Below are 21,916 nucleotides of genomic sequence, written 5' to 3' on the forward strand. Positions count from 1 at the left end.
GCTTTCCTTAGGAAGACTTAACCATGCAAAGGAAGAACAGGTTTGACAACCTCATCACAACATTACCTGGTTATCACTGCGCTGGGTGCCGACAGGCCGGGTATCGTGAACACCATCACCCGCCACGTAAGCAGCTGCGGCTGTAATATCGAAGACAGCCGTCTGGCGATGCTTGGCGAAGAGTTCACATTTATTATGTTGCTTTCCGGGACATGGAACGCCATTACGTTGATTGAATCGACCCTGCCGCTGAAGGGGGCCGAACTGGATTTGCTGATTGTCATGAAGCGCACCACTGCGCGTCCGCGTCCGGCACTGCCTTCTACCGTCTGGGTGCAGGTTGAAGTACCTGATTCTCCGCATCTGATTGAGCGTTTCACGGCGCTTTTTGACAGCCATCAGATGAATATTGCCGAACTGGTTTCCCGTACGCAGACAAGCGATGACCAGGGTCTTCCGGTGCTGTTTATTCAAATTACCGCGCACAGCCCTGCTTCACAGGATGCGTCAAATATCGAGCAAGCGTTCAAAGCCCTCTGTACAGAATTAAACGCGCAGGGCAGTATAAGCGTCGTCAATTATTCGCAGCACGAACAGGATGGAGTTGAGTAATGAACCCACTGAAAGCCGGTGACATCGCACCGAAATTTAGCTTACCGGATCAAGACGGCGAGCAAGTAAATTTGACCGACTTCCAGGGACAGCGTGTTCTGGTCTATTTCTACCCGAAAGCCATGACCCCCGGCTGCACCGTACAGGCCTGCGGCTTACGCGACAACATGGACGAGTTGAAAAAAGTCGGCGTGGAAGTGCTGGGTATCAGCACGGATAAACCAGAAAAGCTGTCACGATTTGCTGAAAAAGAACTGCTGAACTTCACGCTACTTTCTGATGAAGACCATCAGGTGTGCGAGCAGTTCGGCGTCTGGGGCGAGAAGACGTTTATGGGTAAAACCTACGACGGCATTCACCGCATCAGCTTCCTGATTGACGCTGACGGTAAAGTTGAACATGTGTTTGACGACTTCAAAACCAGCAACCACCACGATGTGGTGTTGAACTGGCTGAAAGAAAGTGCCTGAAAGTGAGTGTCGGGTGGCGGCTTCGCCTTACCCGACCTACAAGGTAAATGCAAAACGGCAACCGGGTTGCCGTTTTTAGTGTTTACCCCCTCTCCCCGTGGGAGAGAGCCGGTGTGAGGGCATCAGCCCGCACAAAACCTACTTCTCTTCCACCGCCGGCACATCCGGCCACGCGTGGACCACGGCTTTAATCAGCGTTGCCAGCGGAATCGCAAAGAACACGCCCCAGAACCCCCACAGCCCGCCGAAAATCACCACGGATAAGATAATCACCAGCGGATGCAGGTTCACCGCTTCGGAGAACAGCACCGGTACCAGCAGGTTACCGTCCAGCCCCTGAATAATCAGGTACACCGCAAAGCAGCTCCAGAACTCCGTCCCCAGCCCAAACTGGAACAGCGCGACGCCAACAACCGGTATTGTCACCACAAACGCGCCGATGTACGGAATCAGGACCGACAGCCCCACCAGCACCGCCAGCAGCAGCGAGTAGTTCAGGCCGAAAATCAGGAAGCCAATCCAGGTGGCTACCCCCACGACAATCATCTCCAGCACCTTGCCGCGAATGTAGTTGGTGATCTGCTGGTTCATCTCTTCCCAGACCTGCCCTGCCAGCCCGCGGTTGCGCGGCAGAATACGGCGCACGGCGTTGAGCATCTGATCTTTATCTTTCACCAGGAAGAAGACCATCAGCGGCACGAGCACAAGGTAAACCGCCAGCGTCAGCAGTCCGACCAGCGAGGCCAGAGAGTACTTCACCACCGAATCGCCCATCGTCATGATGCGAGCGCGCATATTTTCGGCCATTGCATCAATAATCCCGGCATCCATCAGGGCCGGGTAACGGCGCGGCAGCGTGGCGGCAAAATCAGAAAGCTTGTTCAGCATGCCGGGCATATCGCGAATAAGGTAGATCCCCTGCTGCCAGGCTACCGGCATAACCACAAAGGCCATTAGCAGCAGGATGCCGACAAACAGTACCAGGACGATGCTGGTCGCCCAGCGACGGGAACAGCCGATGTGCTCCAGACGCACCGTTGGCCACTCCAGCAGGTACGCCAGCACAATCGCCACCAGCAGGGGCGCGAGCAGACCGCTGAAGAAGAACAGAATACCGAACCCGGCAACCAGAATAACCAACAAAGCAATGGCTTCCGGGTCGCTGAACCGACGCCGATACCACTGCATTAACATTTCGAGCATACAACCCTTCCCTGAATCGAATGGCGGGAGTGAGACGGTGAATTGTATCTAACTGTCACAAAAAAGACTTTCGCTTTTTGTATCCCGATTGCAATCCGCAAAAGCCTGAGGAATGGGATTTTCTTCATGCTCTAACACGGCTACACTCGCAGAGCAGCAGAGATGAACGATATGCCGGTTCATCGGTCAAATTAGCACATCCAACATACAGGACAGTGGTTATGTTCAGGCAGTTGAGAAAAACACTGGTTGCAACACTGATTGCCGCGCTGACGGTCGGTCAGGTGTTGCCCGCTTTTGCTGACTCGTCCGATACATTGCCGGACATGGGCACCACAGCAGGAAGCACGCTCTCTATTGGGCAAGAGATGCAAATGGGGGATTACTATGTTCGCCAGCTGCGCGGCAGCGCCCCGCTGATTAACGACCCTTTGCTGGTACAGTACATTAACGGGCTGGGGATGCGTCTGGTTTCGCACGCCGACTCGGTAAAAACGCCCTTCCATTTCTATTTAATCAATAATGACGAAATCAACGCCTTCGCCTTCTTTGGCGGCAACGTGGTGCTGCATTCGGCGTTATTCCGTTACTCTGACAACGAAAGCCAGCTGGCCTCGGTGATGGCGCACGAAATTTCGCACGTCACGCAGCGCCACCTGGCGCGTGCCATGGAAGACCAGAAACGTAACGCCCCCCTCACCTGGGTGGGCGCGCTGGGTTCTATTCTGCTGGCGATGGCCAGTCCGCAGGCCGGGATGGCAGCCCTGACCGGTACGCTGGCGGGAACGCGCCAGGGGATGATCAGCTTTACCCAGCAAAACGAACAGGAAGCGGACCGCATCGGGATTCAGGTGCTGCAGCGTTCGGGCTTTGACCCGCAGGCCATGCCGAGCTTCCTGGAAAAACTGCTCGATCAGGCGCGTTACTCTTCCCGTCCGCCGGAAATTCTGTTGACCCACCCGCTGCCAGAAAGCCGTCTGTCGGACGCGCGTAACCGTGCCAACCAGATGCGCCCGGTCGTGGTCCAGTCATCACAGGATTTCTACATGGCGAAAGTGAGAACGCTAGGGATGTACAATTCCGGGCGTAACCAGCTCACCAGCGACCTGCTGGATACCCTGGCGAAAGGCAACGTGCGTGAGAAAAACGCCGCGCAATATGGTCAGGCGCTCCAGGCGATGGAAGCCAGCAAATACGACGAGGCGCGTAAAGCGCTGCAACCGCTTCTGGCAGCCGACCCGAACAACCCGTGGTACCTCGATCTGTCGACGGATATCGATCTGGGGCAGAAGAAAACTGCCGATGCGATTAACCGCCTGAAAGGGGCGAAAGACGTCCGTACCAACCCGGTCTTGCAGCTTAACCTGGCGAACGCTTACTTACAGGGCGGTCAACCTGGCGAAGCGGCGACCATTCTGAACCGCTACACCTTTAATAATAAAGACGATCAAAACGGCTGGGATCTGCTCGCTCAGGCGGAAGCCCAGCTCGGCAACCGCGATCAGGAGCTGGCGGCGCGTGCCGAAGGTTTTGCCCTGGTGGGCCGCCTCGATCAGGCGATTTCCGCGCTCAGCAGCGCCAGCTCGCAGGTCAAACTCGGCAGCCTCCAGCAGGCCCGTTACGACGCGCGTATCGATCAGCTGCGCGGCCTGCAGCAGCGCTTTAAGCCGTACGAAAAGATGTAATAAAGGAGAATTAACGTCATGACAGACGCCGTAAAAATCTATCACAACCCTCGCTGCTCCAAGAGCCGCGATACCCTGAGCCTGCTGAAGTCTAACGGCGTTGAGCCGGAGGTGGTGCTGTACCTCGACACCCCACCGGACGCGCAAACCCTTCGCCAGCTGCTGCACATGCTGGGAATGGGCAGTGCAAGAGAGCTGATGCGCCAGAAAGAAGATCTGTATAAGTCGCTTAACCTGGATGACAGCCGTCTCACCGAGGCTGAACTGGTCCAGGCAATGGTTGAAAATCCAAAGCTGATTGAGCGCCCAATTGTGGTGGCGAACGGCCAGGCGCGCATTGGACGTCCGCCGGAAGACGTGCTCGAGATCCTCTAGTCCTTATGCCGCAGCGCTTCCAGAAAGGCCTGCGGCGTACTCTCTCCCAACTTTTTCTGCGCTTTGCCCCGGTTGTAAAATTCGCACAGCTGGATCAACAGCTCCCCTGCCGGTTCACTGTTCAGACGTGGAATGATTTCACATAGCGGCAGAGCAACCTGAACGGCGCGGTATTGCCGTGGATGCACTGTCACGGTGACATTGCATGCCCTTAGCTTCACCTCTAAACCAAAAGTCTCAACAGATTGAATATCAGCCGGACAGGCTTCCAGCGCGTCGTTCGCCCAGTGGGCCAGCAGCTGTGGAGAAATGCCCGCGTACAGCCGGGCGTAGCACCAGCCGCTCACGGGTTCACGCGCCCAGAGCAGATGCTGTTCCCCGCCATCGTCCATATGCAGAGACAGAGGCTGATGATGTAACAGGAGTTTTTGCGGCACGATGCCTGCTTTCAGCGCCTTTTTCCCCTGTAACGTCGCACCCTTCTGCTTTACCGAAGCCGGTTTGAGGTAGCGGTTCAGGGTCGCGCGGGATACGGCGATCCCGAGTCCGTTATTGACCATCTGCAGCAGTTCGTCCAGCGGCGCGCCCGTGATATCCCGCAGGGCATTGACCAGCGCAACCTGATCCTGTCTCAATGCTTTGTGTATCACTTTTGGCGTCGTATGGTTATCCGAAACCTGCTCGCGGTTGCGCCAGCGCCTGACGGTAGTGACCGAAATACCCAGCTCAGTGGCCAGCTCCCTGTCGCTTTTATCTGACTGCTGAAGATAGCGACGGATGCGCGGCGTGGTGGTGGCATTAGCATGCAGTTTAATTTCCATCGCAGGATCCTCAGAACCAATCTTATGAGATTTATACTACACCAGCGATTGCTTTGTGACCGATTTCACCTTTCGCTCGCCACGCTTCACTGATAATCCCAGACATAACACAAACAACACCCCTCAATCTTGTACGGAGTTCACAATGAACAATGTTCTGGGATTTCTTGAAGCAAAACTGATGCCGCTGGCGGCCAAAACGGCCCAGCAGCGTCATCTCGGGGCCATTCGCGGCGCCTACGTATCCTTTATGCCGTTTATCATCGTCGGCTCTATTCTGCTGGTGATCTCGTCGTTCCCGAATCAAGCCTATCAGCAATTTATGTCTCAGGCCTTTGGTGAGAGCTGGAGCGCCATTATTGAAATCCCGTTCAACGCGGTGTTCTCCACCATGTCGCTGTTCATCAGCTTCCTGGTCGCCTTCCGCCTGGCGGAACACTATGGCGAGGATCGCATCTCCTGCGGCATCCTGGCGCTGGTCGCCTTTCTCATCCTGACGCCCTTTATCAAAGTGGCGGAAAACGGCGGTATCACCGTCATTCCGGTGGAGTGGATTGGCAGCAAAGGGCTGTTCGTGGCGATGATTGGTTCTCTGCTGTGGACGGAGCTGTTCTGCTGGCTGAAGCGCAAAAAACTGGTGATCAAAATGCCGGATGGCGTGCCGCCTGCGGTGCAGGAGTCGTTCGCCGCGCTGATCCCGGCCCTGCTGGTGATGATTCTGGTGCTGGGTATCCGCATCGTGTTTGAAAACACCCACTACAACACCATCCACCAGTTTATTTACGAAGTGGTTGCCACGCCGGTGCGCCACTACGGCACCTCTTACTTTGGCGCGCTGATGACGGTGTTCAGCATCACCATTCTGTGGTCAGTTGGCATTAACTCTGGCTCGATGATCAACGGCATCATTCGCCCGCTGTGGATGGAAAACCAGACCGACAACATCGCTGCGATTCAGGCAGGCTCGACGCCGCCACACATTATCACCGAACAGTTTTTTGACATGATCTGGATGGGCGGCGCGGGAGCCACGCTGTCGCTGGTAATTGCGATGCTGATTTTCGCCCGCAGCAAAAACATGCGTGAAGTGGCGCGCCTCGGCGCCGGGGCATCGGTGTTTAACATCAACGAACCGATCCTGTTTGGCCTGCCGGTGATCATGAACCCGATCATGCTTATCCCGTTCAACCTGGTGCCGCTGGTGCTGGTCACCGTGCAGTATGCGGCGATGAAGATTGGCGCGGTAGCCGTCACCACCGGGGTGTTTATTCCCTGGACGCTGCCGCCCGTTATCAGCGGTTTTATCGTCACCGGGCATCTGAGCGGCAGCGTGATGCAGCTTATCAACCTGCTGATTGGCGCCATGCTGTATCTGCCTTTTATGCGTATCGTGGACAAACAGTACCGCGCGGCGGAAATGGCCACGGTTACGCAAACCGACACCACCCTTGCAAAACAGGAGTAAAGCATGTGGGGAATTATCGCGACCTGGCGAATGGCGCTGGAAGGCGTCACGGAGTCTGCATCTGCGCTGGCTGCGGGTAAACAGGTCTCCGCGGCGGTGGTGGATGCCGTCGCCGCCGTCGAAGACTTTCCGTTTTATAAATCCGTCGGCTACGGCGGGCTGCCCACCGAAAATGGTGAGGTGGAGCTTGACGCCGCCTACATGGACGGCGATACGCTGGCGTTCGGCGCCGTGGGCAATCTGGTGGATATCGCCAACCCGGTGCGCGTGGCGCACGCGTTAAGCCGCCAGCGCTACAACAGCCTGCTGGTCGGTCAGGGCGCGCGGGAATGGGCGCTGAGCCAGGGCTTCGCCGACAAAACCATGCTCACTGACCGCGCCATGCAGCACTACCGCAAACGCTGCCGGGAGACGCTGGATAAGGGCTTAAGCCCTTACGACGGACATGACACCGTCGGCATTATCGGCCTCGATAAACAGGGCTCAATGAGCGTCGCGACCTCCACCAGCGGCCTGTTCATGAAAAAACGCGGTCGACTCGGCGATTCACCGATTATCGGTTCCGGCTTTTACTGTGACAGCGAAACCGGCGCCGCCACCGCCACGGGCGTCGGTGAAGATCTGATGAAAGGCTGTACCAGCTACGAAATCGTCCGCCGCATGGCGCAGGGTATGACGCCTCAGCAGGCGGCAGATTCGGTGGTGTTCGAACTGGAAGACAAACTGATGTCACGCTTTGGCCGCGTGGGCGATCTCTCCGTGGTGTGCATGAACAACAGGGGCGAATTTGGTGCCGCCACCAACATTAAAACCTTCTCGTTCGTGGTGGCGACGGCTCGCCAGCCCCTCACCGTTTTTCGTACCGAGCGACTGCGGGAGAAAACGCATTATCACGCGGTAGACGATGAGTGGATGCAGGCCTATGCCGCGCGGATCCGCGCGCCGATTGAGGAGTCATGATGATTACGTATCAGTTTATCACCGCGCTTTCTGACGCGGCTCCGCAAAGCCATTTGATTGCCTCCGCCTCCTGTACGCATTTGCCCGAAACGGCGCTTGTCGCGGAAATGCGCGAGTCTGCCAGCATCGCTGACACCCGCTTTGGCTGCTCCCCGTTTGCCCGGATCACCCTGCTGCCCGATGCGCTCTGGCAGGATAGCCTGACCGAAGGGTTACTCACGGCACTGCGTCCGCTGCTCGCCTCACCCGTCAGCCCCGAGCTGATACTGGACGTTACTGACATCGACGATGTGGTGCTGGCACAGGTGCTGCGTTTTCTCTTTAATCAGGCGCACAGGCTAAGCGATTTGCAGTTGAAGAAAACCAGTGACAGCGTCCGTCTTGAGCGCATCACCGCGCTCTGTTTACCCGAACAGCAGGACCGACTGGCGGTTATTTTCCGCCAGCAGCAGGCCATCGCCCACGGCATGGTCGCCGCACGACGTCTGGCGGATATCCCGTCCGACCGCTGCACGCCGCAGTTTGTGGTGGAAGAGGCGCAAAGGCTCTGTGCCAACTTTCCTGCCCTTCGGTGCGAAGTACTGAATGAAAAGGCTATTGTTGAGCACGGTCTGGGGCTACTGCACGCCGTTGGCAAAGGGGCGACCTGTCCGCCACGTCTGCTGGCGATTCATTATGATGGTGCCAAAGACGAACCGGTGCGCTGCTATGTGGGAAAAGGCATTACCTTCGATACCGGCGGCCTGTGGCTGAAGGAAGGCGCGGGCATGTACACCATGAAATACGACATGTGCGGTGCAGCTAACGTGCTGGGCCTGATGTTGACCGTTGCAGAGCTGGCGCTGCCCGTACGCATTATGGGCGTGCTGGCGCTGGCTGAAAACGCCATAGGTCCCGACGCCATGCAGCCCGGCACGGTGGCGACAGCCTGCAACGGCACCACCGTTGAAATCAATAACACCGATGCCGAAGGCCGACTGGTGCTGGCGGACGCTATCGCCTGGGCCAGTCAACAGCATCCGCAGGCGCGCTATATCATTGATATGGCGACCTTAACCGGTGCGGTGGTGAAGGCGCTGGGGTATGAGCTGAGCGGGCTGATGACGCAGGATGAGCCGCTACGTCAGGCGCTGACCCAGGCGGGTAAGCAGAGTGGCGATGAAGTGTGGTCCCTGCCGCTGGATGCGCGGCTAAAAAAACAGACCGACAGCGCGATTGCCGATCTGTGCAACACGCCGACCAACAATGCGGCGATCAGCGCCTCGGCGGCGTGGCTGCTGCATCACTTCTGCCCGCCAGCCATTCCGTGGGCGCATCTGGACATTAGCGGTACGGCGCTGTGGCGAGAAAACGGACGGAGCGTGGCGTCGGGAAGACCGATTCCATTGCTGGTTGAGCACCTGCTGGGGGATCTTTAGCCGGGTGGCGGCTGCGCCTTACCCGGCCTGGAAAGTGCGGCAGGTTTTCGTAGGCCCGGTAAGGCGTAGCCGCCACCGGGCAAAAAACTCAAAGCTTGAGAATATCTTTCACAAACGGAATGGTCAGCTTACGCTGGGCGGTAATAGAGGCGCGATCGAGCTGATCGAGCGTGTCAAACAGGGTGCGCATTTCGCGATCCAGTCGTTTAAGCAGGAAGCGACCCACGTCCTCCGGCAGCTCAAACCCGCGCTGCTTTGCGCGCAGCTGTAACGCCTGAAGCTTATCTTCATCCGACAGCGGCTGAAGCTTGTAGATTTGTCCCCAGTCCAGACGAGACGCCAGATCCGGCAGCCCCAGATTGAGCTGGCGAGGCGGACGATCGCCGGTGATCAGCAGCCGGGTTTTACCCGATTCCAGAATGCGGTTGTAGAGGTTGAAGATCGCCATTTCCCACGGCTCATCACCCGCCACGCATTCGATATTATCGATGCAGACCAGCGAGAGATGTTCCATTCCCTCAAGCACCTCAGGCACAAACCAGGTACGTTTATCCAGCGGCACGTAGCCTACCGCATCACCGCGCGCCGAAAGCTCCGCGCAGGCGGCATGCAGCAGGTGGCTGCGCCCCGCGCCTTCGCGTGACCAGATATAGATGTATCCGCTGTGTTCCTGGCGCAGCACGTTTTGCAGTGCAGCCAGTAAAGAGGGGTTATCACCCGGCCAGAAACTCGCGAAAGTTTCGTCGTCAGGGAGATAAAGTGGCAGAGAGAGCTGTGCCGGTCCGTTCAGAAGTACCTCAACCAGATCTTACATAAAATCGGAACGGAGTTTAGCACGGAACCTGCAAGGAGAGAACCGGGCGATCCCTCGCCCGTTAATACGATCAATGTGACGCTTTTTCGCTATCGTCCGCGTCCAGAATTTCTTCTTCCGGGCGGATCACCGAGATCAGCTTGAAGATCAGGCTCAGGCCCACGCCGACGATGGTCGCCAGCGCCATGCCTTTCAGCTCGGCCGCGCCGATGTGCACCTTCGCGCCGCTCACGCCGATAATCAGGATCACCGAGGTCAGGATCAGGTTCTGCGCTTTGCTGTAATCCACTTTGGATTCAATCAGCACACGAATACCGGAGGCACCGATCACGCCGTATAGCAGCAGCGAAACGCCGCCCATCACCGGCACCGGAATGATCTGAATCGCTGCCGCCAGCTTGCCGACGCAGGAGAGCAGAATGGCGATGATCGCCGCGCCGCCGATAACCCAGGTACTGTAGACGCGAGTAATCGCCATCACGCCGATGTTCTCACCGTAGGTGGTGTTTGGCGTGGAGCCAAAGAAACCGGAGATGATAGTGGAGAAACCGTTCGCAAACATGGAACGGTGCAGCCCCGGGTCGCGGATTAAATCGCGCTTAACGATGTTCGCCGTCACCACCAGGTGGCCAACGTGCTCCGCAATCACCACCAGCGCCGCAGGCAGAATGGTGAAGATAGCAAACCATTCAAAGCGTGGCGTATAGAAGGTTGGCAGGGCGAACCAGTGCGCCTGAGCAATTGGGGTGGTGTCCACCACGCCCATCACGAAGGAGAGCGCATAACCCGCCAGCACGCCGATCAGGATCGGGATAATCGCCATGAAACCACGAAACAGCACGGAGCCAAATACCGTCACGCCCAGCGTTACCAGCGAGATGATGATGGTTTTGGAATCCGGTGACTGGCCGTCAGCAGGCAGCAGACCGGCCATATTCGCCGCGACGCCCGCCAGCTCCAGACCGATGACGGCAACGATGGCGCCCATCGCCGCAGGGGGGAACATCACGTCCAGCCAGCCGGTACCGGCTTTCTTCACAATGAAGGACACCACGCAGAACAGGACGCCACACATGATAAAGCCGCCCAGCGCGACTTCATAACCCAGCGGCAGCAACAATAACACCGGCGAGATAAAGGCAAAGCTTGACCCGAGATACGCCGGGATTTTGCCTTTACAGATAAAGAGGTACAGCAGCGTACCAATGCCGTTGAACAGCAGCACGGTGGCCGGGTTAATGTGGAACAGGATTGGCACCAGCACGGTTGCGCCAAACATGGCGAACAGGTGCTGCAAACTAAGCGGGATAGTCTGTAAAAGCGGCGGTCTTTCACTCACCCCGATAGCACGGCGCGTCATAGTGTTTTCCTCTGAGATGGTTAGTTATGTGTGTTTTATTCAAAAAAAAGCCGACTATCAAAGTCGGCTTATTTATCGTTATTCGATTATTTCGTACCAAAGATCTTATCGCCGGCATCGCCGAGCCCCGGGATAATGTACCCGTGCTCGTTCAGGCCCTGGTCGATAGAGGCGGTATACAGCTCAACGTCCGGGTGCGCTTTTTCCAGCGCCGCGATCCCTTCCGGAGCGGCAACCAGTACCAGTACCTTAATGCTGTTACAGCCCGCGTTTTTCAGCAGGTCGATGGTCGCGATCATAGAACCACCGGTTGCCAGCATTGGGTCAACCACCAGCGCCATACGCTCGTCGATGTTAGATACCAGCTTCTGGAAGTAAGGAACCGGCTCAAGGGTTTCTTCGTTACGGTAGATCCCGACCACGCTGATACGCGCGCTTGGCACGTGCTCCAGCACGCCTTCCATCATGCCGAGACCGGCACGCAGGATTGGCACCACGGTAATTTTCTTACCCTTGATCTGCTCAACCTGCACCGGGCCGTTCCAGCCTTCGATGGTGACTTTTTCTGTTTCCAGATCAGAGGTCGCTTCGTAGGTCAGCAGGCTGCCGACTTCAGATGCCAGTTCGCGAAAACGCTTCGTGCTGATGTCATGCTCACGCATCAGGCCCAACTTGTGTTTAACGAGTGGGTGTTTCACTTCCACAATCTTCATTCTCTTTCTCCTCTGAGGTGGCATCCGCAAAAAAATCGCGGGATTATACCGCTTTTTTCGGATTAGGCCATACCCATGTTGCTTGACAGGGATCAAGCAAAGACAAAAAACCGGAGATATGTCTCCGGTTTGAGTGCGAGGTTCTGCCCGGTGGCGCTACGCTTACGCGGGCCTACGTGTATTGTAGGTCGGGTAAGCGTTAGCGCCACCCGACAATTACAGATTATCGCCGTTGCTGGCAATGACCTGCTTATACCAGTCGAATGATTTCTTCTTACTGCGGTTCAGCGTGCCGTTCCCTTCATTATCTTTATCGACAAAGATAAAGCCGTAGCGTTTTTTCATTTCGCCCGTACCGGCAGACACCAGATCGATACAGCCCCACGGGGTATAGCCCATCAGGTCTACGCCGTCTTCCACCACCGCTTTTTTCATCTCGCGAATGTGGGCGGCCAGGTAGTCAATGCGGTACTGGTCGTTCACCGTGCCGTCGCTCTCCTGCACGTCGATCGCGCCAAAGCCGTTCTCAACGATAAACAGCGGCAGCTGGTAGTGATCCCAGAACCAGTTGAGGGAATAGCGCAGCCCGACCGGGTCAATCTGCCAGCCCCAGTCGGATTTCTGCACGTACGGGTTAGAAACCAGGCTCTTGCTCTCGTCGTAATCCAGCTGCGGGTTATCCGCCGTCGCTTTGGTGGCGAAGGACATATAGTAGCTGAACCCGATGTAGTCCACGCAGCCCTGCGTCAGCGCCGCTTTATCTTCTTCGGTAATGTCCAGCTTAAACCCGCGACGTTCGAAATAGTTGAGCAGATGCTGCGGGTACTTACCGCGCACGTGCACGTCGGTGAACCAGTAGCGACGGTGCATGGCGTTCATCGCCATCATCATATCGTCCGGCGCGCAGGTCAGCGGATAGATAGGACACATGGCAATCATGCAGCCGATCTGCAGCGACGGGTTAATCTCGCGCCCGGCCTTCACCGCCAGGGCGCTGGCCACCAGCTCATAGTGTGCCGCCTGGAACATCACCGGCTCACGGTCTTCACCCGGCGCGTACTTCAGCCCGGAGTTGGTGAACGGCGCAAAGTCTTCGTGGAAGTTGGCCTGGTTGTTGATCTCGTTGAAGGTCATCCAGTACTTCACTTTATGCTGGTAGCGCTGGAAAACCACTTTTGCGAAACGAACGAAGAAGTCGATCAGCTTACGGTTGCGCCAGCCGCCGTATTCCGTGACCAGATGGAAAGGCATTTCGAAGTGAGACAGGGTGATAACCGGTTCGATGCCATACTTCAGGCACTCGTCGAACAGATCGTCATAGAATTTCAGGCCAGCCTCGTTAGGCTCGCGCTCGTCTCCTTTCGGGAAGATCCGCGTCCAGGCAATAGAGGTGCGGAAGCATTTGAACCCCATCTCGGCAAAGAGTTTAATGTCTTCTTTATAGCGATGGTAGAAATCGATGGCTTCATGGTTAGGGTAATTTTTCCCTTCCAGCACGCCGTTGGTGATTTCACGCGGCACGCCGTGCGCGCCCGCGGTCATGACATCGGCCACGCTTACGCCCTTGCCGCCCTCTTTCCAGCCGCCTTCCAGCTGGTGCGCCGCAACGGCCCCACCCCACAGAAAATCTGCTTTAAATCCTGACATTCGCTTTCCCTCATTCTGCGTTATTTTCTGCAAAAACAATTACAGAAACCGGTTTCAGTCCGATGATGTGCAAAGGGAATAACCGTTGCAAGCAGTTCTCAGAAACCGGTTTCATTTTCGTGAACAGAGTCAAGTTTGGCTGCATTCACGAGGTACACAGAAAAAAAGATCCCCACGTCCAGAATAGGCTCGCAAACGTTTGCCTGGACTGTTAGAATTGCGCCGATTTTTCTTACTAGCTATGCAATCGCGTGGGGATTTAAGCCGTGACCAACAAAACTTCTCTCAGCTACAAAGATGCCGGTGTTGATATTGACGCAGGTAATGCGCTGGTTGACCGAATCAAAGGTGTGGTGAAAAAAACCCGCCGCCCGGAAGTGATGGGTGGTCTGGGTGGATTCGGCGCACTGTGCGCGCTGCCGCAAAAATATCGTGAACCTGTTCTGGTCTCGGGAACTGACGGTGTAGGCACTAAACTGCGCCTGGCGATGGATTTAAAACGTCATGACACGATCGGTATCGATCTGGTCGCGATGTGCGTGAATGACCTGGTGGTTCAGGGTGCAGAGCCGCTGTTCTTCCTCGATTACTACGCGACCGGCAAACTGGACGTGGATACCGCTGCCAGCGTGATTAACGGTATCGCCGAAGGGTGTCTGCAGTCTGGCTGTGCGCTGGTCGGTGGTGAAACCGCGGAAATGCCGGGCATGTATCACGGCGAAGATTATGACGTCGCGGGCTTCTGCGTCGGCGTAGTAGAAAAATCAGAAATTATCGACGGCAGCAAAGTGGCCGATGGCGATGTGCTGATCGCGCTGGCCTCCAGCGGCCCGCACTCTAACGGCTACTCCCTGGTGCGTAAAATCCTCGAAGTGAGCGGTTGCGACCCACAGACCACCGAGCTTGACGGTAAACCGCTGGCTGACCATCTGCTGGCGCCGACCCGTATCTACGTGAAAAACGTGCTTGAGCTTATCGAGAACGTCGACGTTCACGCTATCGCTCACCTGACCGGCGGCGGCTTCTGGGAAAACATCCCGCGCGTCCTGCCGGATAACACCCAGGCGGTGATCGACGAATCCTCATGGCAATGGCCAGCCGTCTTTAACTGGCTGCAGACCGCTGGCAACGTGAGCTCTCACGAAATGTACCGCACCTTTAACTGCGGCGTGGGCATGGTTATCGCTCTGCCGGCAAGCGAAGCGGATAAAGCGGTTAAGCTGCTGACAGAGAAAGGTGAAAACGCGTGGAAAATCGGTACGATTAAAGCTTCCGATTCCGAACAGCGTGTGGTCATTGAATGAAAAACATCGTGGTGCTCATTTCCGGCAACGGAAGCAATTTGCAGGCGATCATAGACGCCTGCAAACAGAAGAAAATCAATGGCACCATTCGGGCAGTTTTCAGCAACAAGGCCGACGCGTTCGGCCTTGAGCGCGCGCGGGAAGCGAACATTCCTGCGCACGCGCTGGAAGCCAGCCAGTTCGCCGGGCGTGAAGCCTTTGACCGCGAGCTGGTTCAGGAGATTGATGCCTACGCACCGGACGTGGTCGTGCTGGCGGGCTATATGCGTATCCTGAGCCCGGCTTTTGTAGAACACTTCGCCGGACGTCTGCTGAATATTCACCCTTCCCTGCTGCCGAAATATCCCGGCCTGCACACCCATCGTCAGGTTCTGGAAAACGGCGATGAGGAGCACGGCACCTCCGTGCATTTCGTTACCGACGAGCTGGACGGCGGTCCGGTGATCCTGCAGGCCAAAGTTCCGGTCTTTGACGGCGATAGCGAAGAAGACGTGACCGAACGCGTGCAGACCCAGGAACACGCCATTTACCCGCTGGTAGTCAGCTGGTTTGTCGACGGGCGTCTGGCGATGCGCGACGGTGCAGCCTGGCTGGACGGCGTGAAGTTACCCCCGCAGGGTTATGCAGCTGAAGAGTAGTCTGTTTGAATTGCCCGGCGGCGCTTCGCTTGCACGGGCCTACAATCTTTTGTAGGTCGGGTTAGCGCAGCGCCACCCGACACGCCCTTCTCCAACCTTCTAAAATCCCCAACAAAAAAAATAACTGTCATACTTTTCTGGCACTGTTGGACATATCGTGGAAATGCTCGCCATAATAAGGACGAGACGGATTTACCACGTCCTGTGATTGAACTGGAGTGTGAGCTGTAATGGGTCAGGAAAAGTTATATATCGAGAAAGAGCTAAGCTGGTTAGCATTCAACGAACGTGTTCTCCAGGAAGCGGCTGACAAAAGTAACCCGCTGATTGAGCGCATGCGTTTTTTGGGCATTTATTCCAACAACCTGGATGAGTTCTACAAGGTTCGCTTTGCCGAGCTGAAAAGACGCATCATCATCAGTGAAGAACAGGGCTTAAACTCGCACTCGCGGCATCTGCTGGGTAAAATCCAGTCCCGCGTGCTGAAAGCCGATCAGGAATTTGACGGCCTGTATAACGAACTGCTGCTGGAGATGGCGCGCAATCAAATCTTCCTGATTAACGAACGCCAGCTTTCCGTTAACCAACAAAACTGGCTGCGCCACTACTTCAAACACTATCTGCGCCAGCACATTACCCCGATTCTGATCAACCGCGAAACCGATCTGGTGCAGTTCCTGAAAGATGACTACACCTACCTGGCGGTGGAAATTATTCGCGGTGAATCCATCCGTTACGCGCTGCTGGAGATCCCGTCCGACAAGGTGCCGCGCTTTGTGAACCTGCCGCCGGAAACCCCGCGCAGACGCAAGCCGATGATCCTGCTGGATAACATCCTGCGCTACTGTCTGGACGACATCTTCAAAGGCTTCTTCGATTACGATGCGTTAAACGCCTACTCGATGAAGATGACCCGTGACGCCGAATATGACCTGGTGCACGAGATGGAAGCCAGCCTGATGGAACTGATGTCATCCAGCCTGAAACAGCGTCTGACGGCCGAGCCGGTGCGCTTTGTTTATCAGCGCGATATGCCGGACGCCATGGTGGAGATGCTGCGCGAGAAACTGACCATTTCGCGCTATGATTCCATCGTGCCGGGTGGTCGTTACCACAACTTTAAAGACTTTATTGGCTTCCCGAATGTCGGCAAGGCCAATCTGGTGAACAAGCCGCTGCCGCGTTTGCGCCATCTGTGGTTCGATAAATTCCGCAACGGGTTCGACGCCATCCGCGAACGCGATGTCCTGCTCTACTATCCGTATCACACGTTTGAGCACGTGCTGGAACTGCTGCGTCAGGCCTCGTTCGACCCGAACGTGCTGGCGATCAAAATCAACATCTACCGCGTGGCAAAAGATTCCCGCATCATCGACGCGATGATCCATGCGGCGCACAACGCCAAAAAAGTCACCGTGGTAGTTGAGCTGCAGGCGCGCTTCGACGAAGAGGCGAACATTCACTGGGCGCGCCGTCTGACGGAAGCCGGCGTGCACGTGATCTTCTCCGCGCCGGGGCTGAAAATTCACGCCAAGCTGTTCCTCATCTCCCGTAAAGAGGGCGACGATGTGGTACGTTATGCCCACATCGGTACCGGGAACTTTAACGAGAAAACCGCGCGAATTTATACCGACTACTCGCTCTTAACCGCTGATGCCCGCATCACTAACGAGGTGCGCCGCGTGTTTAACTTTATTGAGAACCCGTACCGTCCGGTGAGCTTCGATTACCTGCTGGTGTCGCCACAGAACTCTCGCCGTCTGCTGTACGATATGATCGATAAAGAGATCGCCAATGCCCAGAAAGGGCTGTCGTCCGGCATCACGCTGAAGCTTAACAACCTTGTCGACAAAGGGCTGGTGGACAGGCTGTATGCGGCGTCCAGCTCCGGCGTGCCGGTTAGTCTGCTGATCCGCGGCATGTGCTCGCTGATCCCGGAACTGGAAGGCATCAGCGACAATATTCGCGTGATCAGCATTGTTGACCGTTACCTGGAACACGATCGGATCTATATTTTTGATAATGCGGGTGATAAACAGGTCTATCTCTCTTCGGCAGACTGGATGACGCGCAATATTGACTACCGAATTGAAGTCGCGGCACCGCTGCTGGATCCGCGTCTGAAGCAGCAGATCCTCGACATCATCGAGATTCTGTTCAGCGATACCGTGAAAGCACGCTATATCGACAAAGAACTCAGTAACCGCTATGTACCGCGCGGCAACCGCCGTAAAGTGCGGTCGCAACTGGCGATTTACGACTATATCAAATCACTCGAGCAACCCGATTAACCTATGCCGATAAATGATAAGACCCCACGCCCGCAGGAATTCGCCGCGGTCGATCTTGGCTCTAACAGTTTCCACATGGTCATCGCCCGTGAGGTGGATGGCGCGCTGCAGATCATCGGTCGTCTGAAGCAGCGCGTACACCTGGCGGATGGCCTGGATGAACGCAGCATGCTCAGCGAAGAGGCAATGGAGCGTGGGTTAAACTGCCTGTCGCTGTTTGCTGAACGCCTGCAGGGCTTCTCGCCCTCCAGCGTGTGCATCGTGGGCACCCACACCCTGCGCCAGGCCCTGAACGCCCCGGAGTTCCTCAAGCGCGCCGAAAAAGTGATCCCCTACCCGATTGAGATCATCTCCGGCAACGAGGAAGCGCGTCTGATTTTCATGGGCGTAGAGCACACCCAGCCGGAAAAAGGGCGCAAGCTGGTTATCGATATCGGCGGCGGCTCAACGGAGCTGGTGATCGGCGAAGACTTTGAGCCGCGCCTGGTGGAAAGCCGCCGTATGGGCTGCGTCAGCTTCGCGCAGATGTATTTCCCGGGCGGCACCATCACCCGCGAGAACTTCCAGCGTGCGCGTATGGCGGCCGTCCAGAAGCTGGAAAACCTGGCCTGGCAGTACCGTATCCAGGGCTGGAACGTGGCGCTGGGCGCATCCGGCTCGATTAAAGCCGCGCATGAAGTGCTGCTGGCGATGGGTGAAAAAGACGGCTTTATCACCCCCGAACGCCTGACATTGCTGACTGAAGAGGTGCTGAAGCATAAAAGTTTTGACGCCTTAAGCCTGCCGGGTCTTTCCGACGAGCGGAAAGCGGTATTCGTACCGGGGCTGGCCATTCTCTGCGGCGTGTTTGATGCCCTCGCCATTAAAGAGCTGCGTCTTTCAGACGGCGCGCTGCGTGAAGGCGTGCTGTATGAGATGGAAGGCCGCTTCCGCCATCAGGATATTCGCAGCCGCACCGCGCAAAGCCTGGCCAACCAGTACAATATCGACCGTGAACAGGCGAAACGCGTGCTGGAAACCACGGTGCAGATGTACGAACAGTGGGAAGAACAGAATCCGAAGCTTGCGCACCCGCAGCTTGCCGCGCTGTTGAAATGGGCCGCGATGCTGCACGAGGTGGGGCTGAACATCAACCACAGCGGAATGCATCGCCACTCGGCCTACATTCTGCAAAACAGCGATCTGCCTGGCTTCAACCAGGAGCAGCAAACCATGATGGCGACCCTGGTGCGTTATCACCGCAAAGCCATCAAGCTCGACGACCTGCCGCGCTTCACGCTGTTCAAGAAAAAACAGTTCCTGCCGCTTATTCAGCTGCTGCGTCTGGGCGTGCTGCTCAATAACCAGCGTCAGGCTACCACCACGCCGCCCACGCTGAAGCTGAAAACCGACGACCATCACTGGACGCTGAGCTTTCCGCACGACTGGTTCAGCCAGAACGCGCTGGTCCTGCTGGACCTGGAAAAAGAGCAGCAGTACTGGGAAGCGGTCACCGGCTGGCTGCTCAAAATCGAAGAAGAGAGCGCCGACGTCGCCGCGTAATGGTTCAGGCGTCCGCGGAGGACGCCTCAGCTTCCAGCAGTGACTCAAGCGGTGCCGGCCTGCCAATCAGATAGCCCTGCACATAATCGATGCCTAGCGCGTGAACCGCGCTACGTATCTCTTCCGTCTCGACGTACTCAGCCACCACCAGCATCTTCTTCATGCGCGCCAGATGGCAGATAGACGCCACGATCTGATAATCCAGGCTGTTGTTGACGATATTGCGGATAAAGCTGCCGTCAATCTTGAGAATGTCGGCATCCACGCTTTTCAGCCGCGCATAGCTCGCATACCCGGTTCCAAAATCATCAATCGCAATACGTACCCCCATTTTCTGCAGCTGCTGGAGAATATGTAGCGCCTGCTCCCTGCTGCCGAAAGTGCTGCACTCCGTCACCTCAAAAATCAGCTGCCACGGCTCAATGGCGTATTTCGTCAGCAGGCGACTCACCTCAAGCGGGAACTGCACCCGACACACGGTCGACGGGGCCAGATTAATGGCAAAGCGCTGGCCGGGCAGTCTTTCACGATGCGCTGCGAGGAAGCGCAGGGTATGCTCCAGCACCCACAAATCCACCCGCGAGGACAGACCAAACTCCTGGGCGACGGGCAGGAATTGGTCGGGGGAGATCAATAGCCCGTTGATATCCGGCATCCGCAGCAGGACTTCGTGATAGCGATCGCCACGCAGGCCGCGAACGGGTTGAACCAGCAGGGTGAATTCGTCGTTCTCGAGCGCCTTTTGCAGGCGGCTCATCATCGCGACTTTATCCTTCAGGTTGCGCTGCAAATGGACCGCACCACGCTGCTGAAGATTTTCCGGATGGTTGGAGGAGAGCGACAGATCGGCAACCACCCCCAGTTCACCCAGCACCAGATAAAGATGGTTAACCGGGGACCGGACATAGCAATAGCTCACGCCAACCTGAGGCTGCAGCGGCATACCGTCCCAGACAAAGCGGAACTGTTTGATATGCTCGTCCAGGGTTTCAATCCGCTGCTGGTGTGATTCCGCGTTGAGCCGTACCGCCATGTCATACCCGGTCAGGTGATAGACCTGCTCATTGGGCTGGAGCGTGCCATTAACCCACTGCGCCAGCTGCTGTTTGTACTGAATGCGCAGCAACACGCCGTAATTTCGGCCCAGAATTTCCAGTTCCGGAATGCGCAGCAGGCAGAGCGCCGACCACGGGCTTTTCGCCAGATCGCGCGACAGCGCACGCAGGTTAGGCATATGGACGACCGGGTCGAGTAGCGCCAGCCTGCGGGAGCGTTTGTTCACCGCGCGCTGGCGAGTCGCCAGCATCGACATATAAATCACCACAAACGAGAAGACCAGGTAACTGGAAGAGGTGATCGCCAGCTGAATGTCATATCCCGGGTTCACCGGTATATAGCGGTAAAAATAGTGAATAGACACCAGCAGTACCGGTATCCAGATCAGCGACACCAGCTTATAGCCAAAACGCATCGCGCCCCAGAGCATCACCGGCATCAGCAGCGACAGGGTGTAGTTAGTGGTAAAAATGGAGCTGTTTTCATTCATCGGAAGCAGCAGCAGCGAAAGCAGCCCGCCAAGCGCGATAGCCCACATCAAAAACTCAGTAACCGTCACCTTTTTGTCTATCTGGGAACGGATCTGCGAGATAAGGCTTTTGATATAGCGCGGATGACGAATCAGGCGGATCAGCAGATAGCTCAACGGCACGCCCGTCAGCCCGCTGACCAGCAGCGTCTGATAGTTAATGAGCGTGCGAATATTGAGGGGGTTTAATCCCGCAAGGCTCTGCCGGCTCTCATACACGCCTAAATACACCGCAAACTGAAACAGCACCAGAAACAACGTCGCGGGGCAGAACGCCTGCCAGAAGATGCGCTGCGCCATCAGCCGGATGTCGCCGTACGCCGTCATATTCCGTCTGGGCGCAAACACCCGGTAGCCGCCCCAGCTGAGCACTAAAGGGACGATAAAATGGAGCACACCGGCGACGGTTTCAAACAGCCCGACCGAGGGGTAATAGCGGATAAACAGCGACAATACGATCCCGGGCAGCGCTTCCAGCCCAAAGAACATCATCAGTGAAAGCAAAAATGAGAGGGGTAAATAGTAGAGTGCCACAATGCCGTCGCCCAGCTGCGTGAACGTATTCGCGACACTCAGTACGGGAAGTAAAACCACAGGCAAAATAAGCGGCAATGCCCACCAGCGGTTCTCATTGTTTTTCAGGAAAGCGAGAATGTTCATAGATGCCCGGTTAAACCCCTTTCGCTCCAGAGGGAAAATAAAGACAGGCATCCAACCTGACGTACGCGGCCGCCCGGCGGCGTGCGGGGCGAACAGTGTGGAGGAAGGATTTTAAATATCAGGGCCGGGAACCCGTTGACTTAAATCAAACTAATTTACGCAAATATCTTTTTGCGGCGTTTTTTTGAAATCATTTTCTTCATATTATCAATATGGTAAATGCATTAATTAATTTCAATAACATTAATTAATGTAAACATTGACGGTTATTTACACGCTACAGAATTGACCCCACCTTCCCGCTGTGCCTTAATGTCCTCATCGCCCAAAAGGGCTTACCCAGGATAAACAGA

General features: G+C 56.2%; 18 protein-coding genes. 11 read left to right on the top strand and 7 right to left on the bottom strand.

Annotated features, from left to right (window positions below; genetic code table 11):
• Window positions 1-42: 42 nt before the first annotated feature.
• Entirely contained in the window at window positions 43-612 is a 570-nt protein-coding gene (locus FU672_RS05215; RefSeq protein WP_029739969.1) for a glycine cleavage system transcriptional repressor, read from the top strand.
• Window positions 612-1,082, top strand: coding sequence for a thioredoxin-dependent thiol peroxidase (bcp, locus tag FU672_RS05220; RefSeq protein WP_008501635.1), 471 nt, complete (start codon window positions 612-614; stop codon window positions 1,080-1,082). The genes FU672_RS05215 and bcp overlap by 1 nt, the downstream gene beginning before the upstream one ends.
• Before the next feature lie 138 nt (window positions 1,083-1,220).
• Here bcp and FU672_RS05225 read toward each other — a convergent pair whose 3' ends face one another.
• Window positions 1,221-2,285, bottom strand: a complete 1,065-nt coding sequence (locus tag FU672_RS05225; RefSeq protein WP_061714661.1) for an AI-2E family transporter — start codon at window positions 2,283-2,285, stop codon at window positions 1,221-1,223.
• 221 nt (window positions 2,286-2,506) lie between these two features.
• Between FU672_RS05225 and bepA the strand changes: the two genes are divergently transcribed.
• The gene (bepA, locus tag FU672_RS05230; RefSeq protein ID WP_148242410.1) at window positions 2,507-3,970 is read left to right on the top strand and encodes a beta-barrel assembly-enhancing protease; all 1,464 of its coding nucleotides are present in this window, start codon (window positions 2,507-2,509) and stop codon (window positions 3,968-3,970) included.
• A gap of 18 nt (window positions 3,971-3,988) precedes the next feature.
• Complete coding sequence (arsC, locus tag FU672_RS05235) at window positions 3,989-4,345, top strand: arsenate reductase (glutaredoxin) (protein ID WP_045284558.1); 357 nt, start codon at window positions 3,989-3,991, stop codon at window positions 4,343-4,345.
• Here the strand turns inward: arsC and FU672_RS05240 are convergent.
• Complete coding sequence (locus FU672_RS05240) at window positions 4,342-5,166, bottom strand: helix-turn-helix domain-containing protein (RefSeq protein ID WP_148242411.1); 825 nt, start codon at window positions 5,164-5,166, stop codon at window positions 4,342-4,344. The two genes, arsC and FU672_RS05240, sit on opposite strands and share 4 nt — an antisense overlap.
• Window positions 5,167-5,311: 145 nt before the next feature.
• On the opposite strand from FU672_RS05240, the gene celB reads away from it, so the two are divergent.
• The 3 genes from celB to FU672_RS05255 are packed head-to-tail and all read left to right on the top strand — an operon-like array spanning window position 5,312 to window position 9,009.
• A complete protein-coding gene (gene celB / locus FU672_RS05245) occupies window positions 5,312-6,631 on the top strand; it encodes a PTS cellobiose transporter subunit IIC (protein WP_148242412.1) in 1,320 nt (439 codons plus the stop codon).
• Between the two features lie 3 nt (window positions 6,632-6,634).
• Window positions 6,635-7,591, top strand: a complete 957-nt coding sequence (locus tag FU672_RS05250; RefSeq protein ID WP_148242413.1) for a glycosylasparaginase — start codon at window positions 6,635-6,637, stop codon at window positions 7,589-7,591.
• Window positions 7,591-9,009: a leucyl aminopeptidase family protein gene (locus FU672_RS05255; RefSeq protein WP_148242502.1), complete on the top strand. Its 1,419-nt coding sequence runs from the start codon at window positions 7,591-7,593 to the stop codon at window positions 9,007-9,009. The genes FU672_RS05250 and FU672_RS05255 overlap by 1 nt, the downstream gene beginning before the upstream one ends.
• Window positions 9,010-9,097: 88 nt before the next feature.
• Here FU672_RS05255 and FU672_RS05260 read toward each other — a convergent pair whose 3' ends face one another.
• The 4 genes from FU672_RS05260 to FU672_RS05275 all read right to left on the bottom strand — a co-directional run bounded on the left by FU672_RS05260 (window position 9,098) and on the right by FU672_RS05275 (window position 13,543).
• Window positions 9,098-9,799: a DnaA inactivator Hda gene (locus FU672_RS05260; RefSeq protein WP_166792068.1), complete on the bottom strand. Its 702-nt coding sequence runs from the start codon at window positions 9,797-9,799 to the stop codon at window positions 9,098-9,100.
• Between the two features lie 94 nt (window positions 9,800-9,893).
• Complete coding sequence (uraA, locus tag FU672_RS05265) at window positions 9,894-11,183, bottom strand: uracil permease (protein WP_148242414.1); 1,290 nt, start codon at window positions 11,181-11,183, stop codon at window positions 9,894-9,896.
• An 86-nt stretch (window positions 11,184-11,269) separates the two neighbouring features.
• A complete protein-coding gene (gene upp, locus FU672_RS05270) occupies window positions 11,270-11,896 on the bottom strand; it encodes a uracil phosphoribosyltransferase (RefSeq protein WP_023308769.1) in 627 nt (208 codons plus the stop codon).
• Window positions 11,897-12,112: 216 nt separating this feature from the next.
• Complete coding sequence (locus tag FU672_RS05275) at window positions 12,113-13,543, bottom strand: 6-phospho-beta-glucosidase (RefSeq protein ID WP_148242415.1); 1,431 nt, start codon at window positions 13,541-13,543, stop codon at window positions 12,113-12,115.
• A gap of 266 nt (window positions 13,544-13,809) precedes the next feature.
• Between FU672_RS05275 and purM the strand changes: the two genes are divergently transcribed.
• The 4 genes from purM (at window position 13,810) to ppx (ending at window position 19,318) form a co-directional block, all read left to right on the top strand.
• Window positions 13,810-14,847 carry a phosphoribosylformylglycinamidine cyclo-ligase gene (gene purM, locus FU672_RS05280; RefSeq protein WP_148242416.1) on the top strand — a complete coding sequence of 346 codons (1,038 nt, stop codon included), beginning with the start codon at window positions 13,810-13,812 and terminating at the stop codon, window positions 14,845-14,847.
• On the top strand, window positions 14,844-15,485 hold the full coding sequence (purN, locus tag FU672_RS05285) for a phosphoribosylglycinamide formyltransferase (RefSeq protein WP_148242417.1): 642 nt from the start codon (window positions 14,844-14,846) through the stop codon (window positions 15,483-15,485). Before purM ends, purN begins: the two co-directional genes overlap by 4 nt.
• Window positions 15,486-15,715: 230 nt before the next feature.
• Window positions 15,716-17,776 (top strand): polyphosphate kinase 1, encoded by a 2,061-nt coding sequence (gene ppk1 / locus FU672_RS05290; RefSeq protein ID WP_148242418.1) that lies wholly within the window; start codon window positions 15,716-15,718, stop codon window positions 17,774-17,776.
• 3 nt (window positions 17,777-17,779) lie between these two features.
• Window positions 17,780-19,318 (top strand): exopolyphosphatase, encoded by a 1,539-nt coding sequence (ppx, locus tag FU672_RS05295; protein ID WP_148242419.1) that lies wholly within the window; start codon window positions 17,780-17,782, stop codon window positions 19,316-19,318.
• Window positions 19,319-19,322: 4 nt separating this feature from the next.
• Here ppx and FU672_RS05300 read toward each other — a convergent pair whose 3' ends face one another.
• Window positions 19,323-21,563, bottom strand: coding sequence for an EAL domain-containing protein (locus FU672_RS05300; RefSeq protein WP_148242420.1), 2,241 nt, complete (start codon window positions 21,561-21,563; stop codon window positions 19,323-19,325).
• Between the last annotated feature and the right edge of the window lie 353 nt (window positions 21,564-21,916).

The organism is Enterobacter asburiae, assembly GCF_008080435.1.
In the GTDB taxonomy this organism is placed as follows: domain Bacteria; phylum Pseudomonadota; class Gammaproteobacteria; order Enterobacterales; family Enterobacteriaceae; genus Enterobacter; species Enterobacter asburiae_C.

What these genes read in the sequence shown, in the direction of transcription:
- arsC (WP_045284558.1), top strand. Translation starts at nt 3,989, where the DNA reads ATGACAGACGCCGTAAAAATCTATCACAACCCTCGCTGCTCCAAGAGC.
- FU672_RS05255 (WP_148242502.1), top strand. Translation starts at nt 7,591, where the DNA reads ATGATTACGTATCAGTTTATCACCGCGCTTTCTGACGCGGCTCCGCAA.
- celB (WP_148242412.1), top strand. Translation starts at nt 5,312, where the DNA reads ATGAACAATGTTCTGGGATTTCTTGAAGCAAAACTGATGCCGCTGGCG.
- FU672_RS05225 (WP_061714661.1), bottom strand. Translation starts at nt 2,285, where the DNA reads ATGCTCGAAATGTTAATGCAGTGGTATCGGCGTCGGTTCAGCGACCCG.
- FU672_RS05300 (WP_148242420.1), bottom strand. Translation starts at nt 21,563, where the DNA reads ATGAACATTCTCGCTTTCCTGAAAAACAATGAGAACCGCTGGTGGGCA.
- FU672_RS05275 (WP_148242415.1), bottom strand. Translation starts at nt 13,543, where the DNA reads ATGTCAGGATTTAAAGCAGATTTTCTGTGGGGTGGGGCCGTTGCGGCG.
- ppx (WP_148242419.1), top strand. Translation starts at nt 17,780, where the DNA reads ATGCCGATAAATGATAAGACCCCACGCCCGCAGGAATTCGCCGCGGTC.
- ppk1 (WP_148242418.1), top strand. Translation starts at nt 15,716, where the DNA reads ATGGGTCAGGAAAAGTTATATATCGAGAAAGAGCTAAGCTGGTTAGCA.
- bepA (WP_148242410.1), top strand. Translation starts at nt 2,507, where the DNA reads ATGTTCAGGCAGTTGAGAAAAACACTGGTTGCAACACTGATTGCCGCG.
- upp (WP_023308769.1), bottom strand. Translation starts at nt 11,896, where the DNA reads ATGAAGATTGTGGAAGTGAAACACCCACTCGTTAAACACAAGTTGGGC.
- bcp (WP_008501635.1), top strand. Translation starts at nt 612, where the DNA reads ATGAACCCACTGAAAGCCGGTGACATCGCACCGAAATTTAGCTTACCG.
- FU672_RS05250 (WP_148242413.1), top strand. Translation starts at nt 6,635, where the DNA reads ATGTGGGGAATTATCGCGACCTGGCGAATGGCGCTGGAAGGCGTCACG.
- purN (WP_148242417.1), top strand. Translation starts at nt 14,844, where the DNA reads ATGAAAAACATCGTGGTGCTCATTTCCGGCAACGGAAGCAATTTGCAG.
- FU672_RS05240 (WP_148242411.1), bottom strand. Translation starts at nt 5,166, where the DNA reads ATGGAAATTAAACTGCATGCTAATGCCACCACCACGCCGCGCATCCGT.
- uraA (WP_148242414.1), bottom strand. Translation starts at nt 11,183, where the DNA reads ATGACGCGCCGTGCTATCGGGGTGAGTGAAAGACCGCCGCTTTTACAG.